Consider the following 7,136-nt stretch of genomic DNA (forward strand, 5'->3'; position numbering starts at 1 on the left):
CTAAACACAGTTAATTTTCTACGGTATTTTGGCAAGCTTGGGCACAGAGATCCGCCACTTGCAAGGCGTATAAACTCGCATCTAAATCCACATAAAGGGACTTGCCAGTGGTTAAATAATCCAACACCGCTTCCGTATCCTGTTTAAATAGTCCCCGACGACTACCAACGGTAATTTCGGTTGCCGTTTGTGCTTGAATTAACTTCCCCGTTTCCCCCACAAAAATTAAGGTGCCTTGGTCGCCGTGGAGAGTAAAAGTTCGTTCGCTCTGGTGAAATATGTCCCCTTTGCCGTAGATAACCTCGGCTTTGAGGCCACCCTTAAACTGGAGATAAGCTGTGGCTAAGCAAGCGCGAAAATACTCCGGATTAGCCTGGGGCCAAAAACGACATTGGGCATTTACTTGGTCCACCGCACCGAATAAATCTGTAAACCGACTGATGCGGGACAGGGCCGCCACCAGGGGAAAACCAAATTGTCCATGGTGATAGGTCCAGCGTTGGGGAGCGGGATTTTGTCCCATGATGGTGCTGTAGCGGGCGTAGAAAACCTCACCAATTTTGTCTAGGTTCTGGCGAATGGCTTGGTGTACTCCCCCCAATAGTTCAATATGTTCCACATGCAGTAATTTGCCCTTTTCTTGGGCTAACTGTTGTAGTTTTTTACCCATGGCATAGGTCAGAGCCAGGGGATATTCCAACACCACATGTTTCCCTGCTTGTAAGGCCGCCTCGGCGATCGCCCCGTGGAGCTGGTTAATGGTGGCAATGAGCACTAGATCTATCTCTGAGTCATTAACTAATTCTTGCCAAGATTGCCGGGGGCTAACCCCAAAAGTATCCGCAAATTTAGCCGTATTGGCCTCACTATTCCCCCAAAAGCTCACCAACTGACTGCGGCGATCGCCTTGGAAAACTTCCGCCCGGCGTTGGGCCGCATAGCCAGTACCGACAATTCCTACCCGCACCGGCGTAGCAACAGTAAAATTTTCAGACATAGTACCTTGGGAAAAATCAAAAAAGACCGGTTGAACCAATAATCGCCGTGAATTTGCCAGCGCTATTCCGTTAAGCCGTGTTGCAGTGCAAAACGAACCAACTCAGTGCGGCTATTGGTGCCGGTTTTGGTGAATAAACGACTTACATACTTTTCGACGTTACGGACACTAGTCTTTAACTGGGCCGCAATTTCCTTATTCATTAGGCCCTGGGAAACCAAATCTAAAACGCTCTGTTCCCTGGGGGTAAAATCCAGCTTAATTGGCGACGGAGTGGTGTGGATGCCGCTGGGTTGGCCAATTTGCTCCTTCAGGGCCCGGATTTCTTGGTAAATTTCCTGCAACTTAGCCGATTCACTGCCCGCATCGCTACTAGCCTGTTGGCGAGCTAACAAGTTGCGGACGATCGCCTCCAACTCATCGGGGTCAAAGGGCTTGGATAGAAAAGCGTCACAGCCAGTTTGATAGCCCTGAATGCGATCGCCAGTCATCCCCCGGGCCGTGAGGAACACCACCGGCAGGGACTGGAAGCGGGCATCTTCCCGGAGCTTTTGCAAAAACTGATAACCATCCACCTGGGGCATCATAATGTCGGAAATTACCAAAGCAGGCAAATGGTGCTGGAGGTAGTCCCAAGCTTCCGTGGCATTGGCCGCTAAGTCCACCTTAAAATCACCACTATCTTCTAGGAATGCCTGCACGGATTCCCGTACACCGGGTTCATCATCAACTAACAACAGGGAAATGGGTTCTGCCATGGCGGTAATGCAGTCATGCAAAGGGAAACAGGGCCGTTTAGTAGGAGGCGATCGTAGCAGGTTGCCAGACTGGCTGATTCCTCCCCCCATCAGCCTATCACGGGGGATAAACTCAGGAAAAACTAGCCTGTGGGGCCGTAAACCCAAGCCGACCCAGGTTTGGGCAATCCATTCTTAAGAAACCGCTGAGAAACTTCCATTCCTGCCCTTAAAGCTTGCTTGGGCTGGTCTATCATCTAAAAACCGGCGGTGTGGAAAAGCTTTTTGCACGGATTCTTAGGTAAAATCGCCCCTGTTAAAATGGCAAAAGTGAAAATTTCTGTAAATCCTTGCTAATGCGTATTTGGAGACGATGAAATATCCCACCTGGTTACGCCGCATCGGCGGTTACTTATTGGCTTTTGCAGTGGGCACTGCTTTTGGTATCGCTAATCTGCCCCATGGGGTGGCGGCGGCGGACAACTTAGCCCCAGCTTCCATGGTCACAGCCCAGGCATCGGTGCCCCTAACAACAGAAAGTTTTGTGGCGGCGGCGGTGTCCCGCACAGGGCCGGCGGTAGTGCGTATCGACACGGAAACGGTGGTAACCCGTCGCACTGACCCCATTTTGGATGATCCGTTTTTCCAGGAATTTTTTGGTAGATCCTTCCCCGTGCCCCCCCGAGAAAGGCGCATTGCTGGGCAGGGTAGTGGCTTCATTATTGATAACAGCGGTATTATCCTCACCAACGCCCATGTGGTGGATGGAGCGAGCAAGGTGGTAGTAACCCTCCGGGATGGTCGTACCTTTGACGGTCAAGTGCGGGGCACCGATGAAGTGACGGATTTGGCGGTGGTGAAAATTGAGCCCCAGGGGGCCGCCCTACCAGTAGCGCCTTTGGGGACCTCCAGTAATCTGCAGGTGGGGGATTGGGCGATCGCCGTGGGCAATCCGGTGGGACTGGATAACACAGTTACCCTGGGAATTATTAGCACTCTCGGGCGATCGGCCGCCCAGGCGGGAATCCCCGATAAGCGAGTGGAATTTATCCAAACCGATGCCGCCATTAATCCTGGTAATTCCGGTGGCCCCTTGCTCAATGCCCGGGGAGAAGTGATTGGTATTAATACCGCCATCCGAGCCGATGCCACTGGTATTGGGTTTGCCATTCCCATTGATCAAGCTAAAGCGATCCAAAATACCCTTGCCGCTGGCGGTACGGTGCCCCATCCCTACATTGGGGTGCAAATGATGAATATCACGGTGGATCAAGCCCGGCAAAATAATCGCAATCCCAACTCCCCTTTCATTGTTCCGGAAGTGGATGGCATTTTGGTAATGCGGGTACTGCCTGGAACCCCCGCTGAAAGGGCCGGTATCCGGCGGGGAGATGTAATTGTGGCGGTGGACGGTACTCCCATTAGCGATGGTGCCCGCCTACAGCGCATAGTAGAACAAGCCGGTTTAAACAAAGCTCTTAAACTTGAACTGCTCCGGGGCGATCGCCGTTTAAGCCTAACCGTACAAACCGCCCAACTCCGTAATCCCACCAGTTAAGTTTCCCGTACCTCACCCATCCGACTTTAACCATGAAAAGACGTTACCTTTTAGAAGTGGGCACCGCCTCCCTAGGGGGCATCTGGCTCTCTCAGTATTTAGGATCTGCCCAGCCGAAACAACAGCAACCTCTACCCATGACTAAGACCCAAGACACCTTCCCCATCACCAAAACCGATGCCGAGTGGCAAGCCCAGTTGAGCCCGGAAGCTTACAAAGTGTTGCGTAAACATGGCACTGAACGGGCCGGTAGTAGTCCCTTGGACAAAAACTACAAAGCCGGTATTTATGAGTGTGCGGGTTGCGGCACCCCCATGTTTACCTCGGAAACCAAATTCGACTCTGGTACGGGTTGGCCCAGCTTTTACCAACCTATTGAAGGGGCAGTGGGCTACACCACCGACCGCTCCTTTTTTATGACCCGCACTGAAGTCCATTGCAGTCAGTGTGGCGGCCATCTAGGCCACGTTTTTGACGACGGCCCCCAACCCACCGGCAAACGCTATTGCATGAATGGTGTTTCCCTCAAGTTTGTCGGCGCTTAGGTTTTGTCTTGGTTTTGTCAACTTCGATTTTTCAGCGTTAATCATCGCTTATTACTGTGAGTTCTTACCGTCCCCAACCTCGGTCAACTCGACGGAGAATGACTAAAAAGTCACCGAAAGCTAACAGCGGCCTTTTCCCCGCCCTGGTGCTGGTGGGTTTGATCGGGGCAGGGATTTGGTATTTCAGTCCCAATGGTGGTTCCAAAAGTTTGCCCCCCGTTAATCTAGGGGCGATCGCCGATAAGTTGCCCCAGGGGATTAATCCTAAGACCCTCGTAGTAACCCAACGGGTGGACAATCCCATTGCCGGTAACACTAACAGTTTTTCTGGGGATAGAGGGGAAGGATTAGACCAATTAGCTCGTACTATTACTTACCAGGGTACTTCCGTCAAGGAATTGGCTAATTTAATCCGTCCTTTAGCCAACAATGACTGGGAAAAAGCCCGCCTAGCCTATAGCTGGATTACCCAAAATATCGCCTACGACGTGCCCATGGCCGAAACCCGCAACATTGACGACCTCCGGCCGGAGACAGTCCTTGCTCGGGGAGAAACCATTTGTTCTGGTTACTCCAATCTGTATCAGGCTTTGGCTAAGGAATTGGGGCTAGACGTGGTGATTATTGAAGGCTTTGCCAAAGGGGGAGATGTGATTGTGGGGGATGACCCCGACGTTAACCATGCTTGGAATGGGGTCAGCATTGACGGCCAATGGTATTTACTTGATACCACCTGGGGAGCGGGCATTGTTAGCAATGGTAAGTTTGAGGCTAAATTTAACCCCAACTATTTTGCGACGCCGCCGGAACAGTTAATTGTGAGCCACTTTCCCCGGGAGACCCAATGGCAATTACTGCCCCAACCCTACGATCGCCAAGCGTTTGATCAGTTACCAGCCCTCACCCCTAGATTTTTCCGGGATCAAATAGCATTAGTTAGTCATCCCCAAAATGACATCGTAGCCGGTGGGGATTTGGAAGTAACCCTCCGCACAGGGAACGATGTGCAAGTGGTGGCCCAACTGATGGATAACAACGGTCAACCTCTGGATAAGCAATATACCCTCAGCCAAAGTCAGCAGGGGCAAGTAACGGTCAATGCCGCCTTTCCCCAACCGGGGCAATATCAGTTATTGATCCTGAGCAAAAACTCCCAGGAAGAAACCTATTACCAGGCGATCGCCTACGATGTGACAGCGCAAGGAGCGGGGCAACCATTTCCCAGTACTTACGGCACGTTTAGCGAAAAGCAAGTAAGGCTAATTTCTCCCTTAGGGCGGACTTTACCCCAAAACCAGGCCAGCTATTTCCAAATTCAGGTGCCGGGGGCAGAAACAGTGGTATTGGTGAACCAAGATCGACGGGAGCTAATTCCCCTCAACCGCACAGGGGATATTTTTACCGGCTCGGAGATCATTCGCTTTGATAACGTAACCGTAGCGGCCCAATTTCCCGGCAGTAACCAGTTTTGGAGCTTACTGGAATACGAATAGAGAGTGTTTGAAAAGCTTCCCTAACCCAGGGAGGCAAGGGGGTCGGGAATGGTATCAGACGGAGCTTCAAATTCCCCGGTGAGAACATATTCCAACCGCAGTTTGACCCAGACAATAAAAGACTTATTGGTGGAAATAATCGCTACATTTTTTTCAGGAGCTTTCGCCTTGGCTTCGGCCAGTTCCGGTGCATTAATAAAGGCTGGTTGAATGACTTGCCAAAAGTCAATTTCCTTATTTTTTTCAGCATAATCCCGTCGCCGTTCCTTCAGTACCTCTTCAAAGGGTTCCTCTTCCAGGAGAAATTTTTGACTTGCCAAGGCGTAATAATAGGTAGCCATATAGTTTGTTTTATAACTGATAAATACTGATTGACTATACCGCTGGGTAGGGTCGTCAATGCCCAACTTTCCACCCTACCATGGGCTTGGCGCTAAAATGGCAGGCCCAACATGGCTAATTTCATTTCCCGCACTGCCCTTTCCATGCCCACCAGAATGGCTCGGCTCATGATGCTGTGGCCAATATTCAATTCTTCCATGCCCGGTAATTCCGCCACGGGACGCACATTCCAATAGGTCAGTCCATGGCCGGCGTTGATGCGTAGTCCCAGTTCCAGGGCAATGTCACAGGCAATGGCTAGGGAGCCCAATTCCCTGGCTTGGTCGTCGGCGGTGGAGGCGTTAGCGTACTTCCCCGTGTGTAATTCGATAAATTTAGCTCCGCTTTGGGCGGCGGCTTTCAGTTGGGGCACATCGGGGTCGATGAACAGGCTAACGGGGATCTGTTGGGATTGCAACTGCTCAACCACCCCAAGCAGATAGTCCAGGTTACCAGCCACGTCTAAACCCCCTTCCGTGGTCACTTCTTCCCGCCGTTCCGGTACTAGGGTGACGTAGTCGGGCTTTAAGTTGAGGGCAATGCCTACCATTTCCTTGGTGGCGGCCATCTCTAGGTTTAAATGGGTACGCACCGTTTGGCGCAATATTTCCACGTCCCGTTCTTGGATGTGGCGACGATCTTCCCGTAAGTGGGCTGTGATGCCATCGGCTCCGGCTAGTTCGGCCAACACAGCGGCGGCGATCGGGTCTGGCTCCACCGTTTGACGGGCTTGGCGAATAGTGGCTACATGGTCGATGTTGACCCCCAATGTTAGCAAGGCAAACCTCTCAATGATTTTGTTGATCTAAGCAGACCTACTATTTTAGGGGAATTTATGGCCAATCCCTAGTTATAGCCCTAGTCCATGGCATCGGTGGAAATGTCTGATTTAATGGGGTTGTCGGCATAGTATCCCCCTTGCAGAGATCGGTATGGAAATTGGTGTTCCCAAGGAAATTAAAGACCAGGAATTTCGGGTGGGGCTGACCCCCAGTAGTGTGCGGGCATTGGTGGCCCAGGGCCATGAGGTCTTTGTGGAACAAGGGGCCGGGGTAGGTTCTGGTTTCCCCGATGGGGCCTATGCCAAGGTGGGAGCCCAGTTGGTTTCGACAGCCAAAGAAGCTTGGCAGAAGGAACTGGTGGTGAAGGTGAAAGAACCTCTCCCCAGGGAATATGAATATTTAACCCTGCCGAAGTTGTTGTTCACCTATCTCCATTTAGCAGCGGAACGTTCCCTAACGGAAGCTTTAATTAAATCAGGCATTACGGCGATCGCCTACGAAACGGTGGAACTGGCCAATGGTCAATTGCCGTTGTTGGCTCCCATGAGTCGCATTGCCGGTCGGTTGGCGGTGCAAATGGGGGCCCATTACCTGGAAAAGCAACAGGGTGGCCGGGGAGTTTTACTGGGGGGCGTGCCGGGGG

At 51.7% G+C, this 7,136-nt stretch carries 8 protein-coding genes; 4 read left to right on the forward strand and 4 right to left on the reverse strand.

The window, feature by feature from the left end:
- Window positions 1–10: 10 nt before the first annotated feature.
- Both IQ217_RS11025 and rre1 read right to left on the reverse strand, forming a co-directional pair.
- On the reverse strand, window positions 11–997 hold the full coding sequence (locus tag IQ217_RS11025; protein ID WP_194019981.1) for a Gfo/Idh/MocA family protein: 987 nt from the start codon (window positions 995–997) through the stop codon (window positions 11–13).
- A 62-nt stretch (window positions 998–1,059) separates the two neighbouring features.
- Entirely contained in the window at window positions 1,060–1,755 is a 696-nt protein-coding gene (gene rre1, locus IQ217_RS11030) for a two-component system response regulator Rre1 (protein WP_014407067.1), read from the reverse strand.
- A 352-nt stretch (window positions 1,756–2,107) separates the two neighbouring features.
- Here rre1 and IQ217_RS11035 point away from each other — a divergent pair, with 352 nt between their 5' ends.
- The 3 genes from IQ217_RS11035 (at window position 2,108) to IQ217_RS11045 (ending at window position 5,330) form a co-directional block, all read left to right on the forward strand.
- A complete protein-coding gene (locus IQ217_RS11035) occupies window positions 2,108–3,292 on the forward strand; it encodes an HhoA/HhoB/HtrA family serine endopeptidase (protein ID WP_194019982.1) in 1,185 nt (394 codons plus the stop codon).
- 32 nt (window positions 3,293–3,324) lie between these two features.
- Window positions 3,325–3,837: a peptide-methionine (R)-S-oxide reductase MsrB gene (gene msrB / locus IQ217_RS11040; protein WP_194019983.1), complete on the forward strand. Its 513-nt coding sequence runs from the start codon at window positions 3,325–3,327 to the stop codon at window positions 3,835–3,837.
- A gap of 98 nt (window positions 3,838–3,935) precedes the next feature.
- On the forward strand, window positions 3,936–5,330 hold the full coding sequence (locus tag IQ217_RS11045; RefSeq protein WP_228024003.1) for a transglutaminase domain-containing protein: 1,395 nt from the start codon (window positions 3,936–3,938) through the stop codon (window positions 5,328–5,330).
- Between the two features lie 20 nt (window positions 5,331–5,350).
- Here IQ217_RS11045 and IQ217_RS11050 read toward each other — a convergent pair whose 3' ends face one another.
- Window positions 5,351–5,671 carry an MgPME-cyclase complex family protein gene (locus IQ217_RS11050; protein ID WP_194016245.1) on the reverse strand — a complete coding sequence of 107 codons (321 nt, stop codon included), beginning with the start codon at window positions 5,669–5,671 and terminating at the stop codon, window positions 5,351–5,353.
- 92 nt (window positions 5,672–5,763) lie between these two features.
- Window positions 5,764–6,489 (reverse strand): pyridoxine 5'-phosphate synthase, encoded by a 726-nt coding sequence (locus IQ217_RS11055; protein ID WP_194019984.1) that lies wholly within the window; start codon window positions 6,487–6,489, stop codon window positions 5,764–5,766.
- Window positions 6,490–6,643: 154 nt separating this feature from the next.
- Here IQ217_RS11055 and IQ217_RS11060 point away from each other — a divergent pair.
- Window positions 6,644–7,136 (forward strand): alanine dehydrogenase (locus IQ217_RS11060; RefSeq protein ID WP_420826683.1); only part of this gene is annotated, 493 nt, incomplete at its 3' end.

The sequence above is a fragment of the Synechocystis salina LEGE 00031 genome (assembly GCF_015207985.1).
In the GTDB taxonomy this organism is placed as follows: Bacteria; Cyanobacteriota; Cyanobacteriia; order Cyanobacteriales; family Microcystaceae; genus Synechocystis; species Synechocystis salina.

Bases quoted from the DNA above. Each gene is read 5' to 3' on its own strand.
- IQ217_RS11025 (WP_194019981.1), bottom strand. From the start codon at position 997: ATGTCTGAAAATTTTACTGTTGCTACGCCGGTGCGGGTAGGAATTGTC.
- rre1 (WP_014407067.1), bottom strand. From the start codon at position 1,755: ATGGCAGAACCCATTTCCCTGTTGTTAGTTGATGATGAACCCGGTGTA.
- IQ217_RS11035 (WP_194019982.1), top strand. From the start codon at position 2,108: ATGAAATATCCCACCTGGTTACGCCGCATCGGCGGTTACTTATTGGCT.
- msrB (WP_194019983.1), top strand. From the start codon at position 3,325: ATGAAAAGACGTTACCTTTTAGAAGTGGGCACCGCCTCCCTAGGGGGC.
- IQ217_RS11045 (WP_228024003.1), top strand. From the start codon at position 3,936: ATGACTAAAAAGTCACCGAAAGCTAACAGCGGCCTTTTCCCCGCCCTG.
- IQ217_RS11050 (WP_194016245.1), bottom strand. From the start codon at position 5,671: ATGGCTACCTATTATTACGCCTTGGCAAGTCAAAAATTTCTCCTGGAA.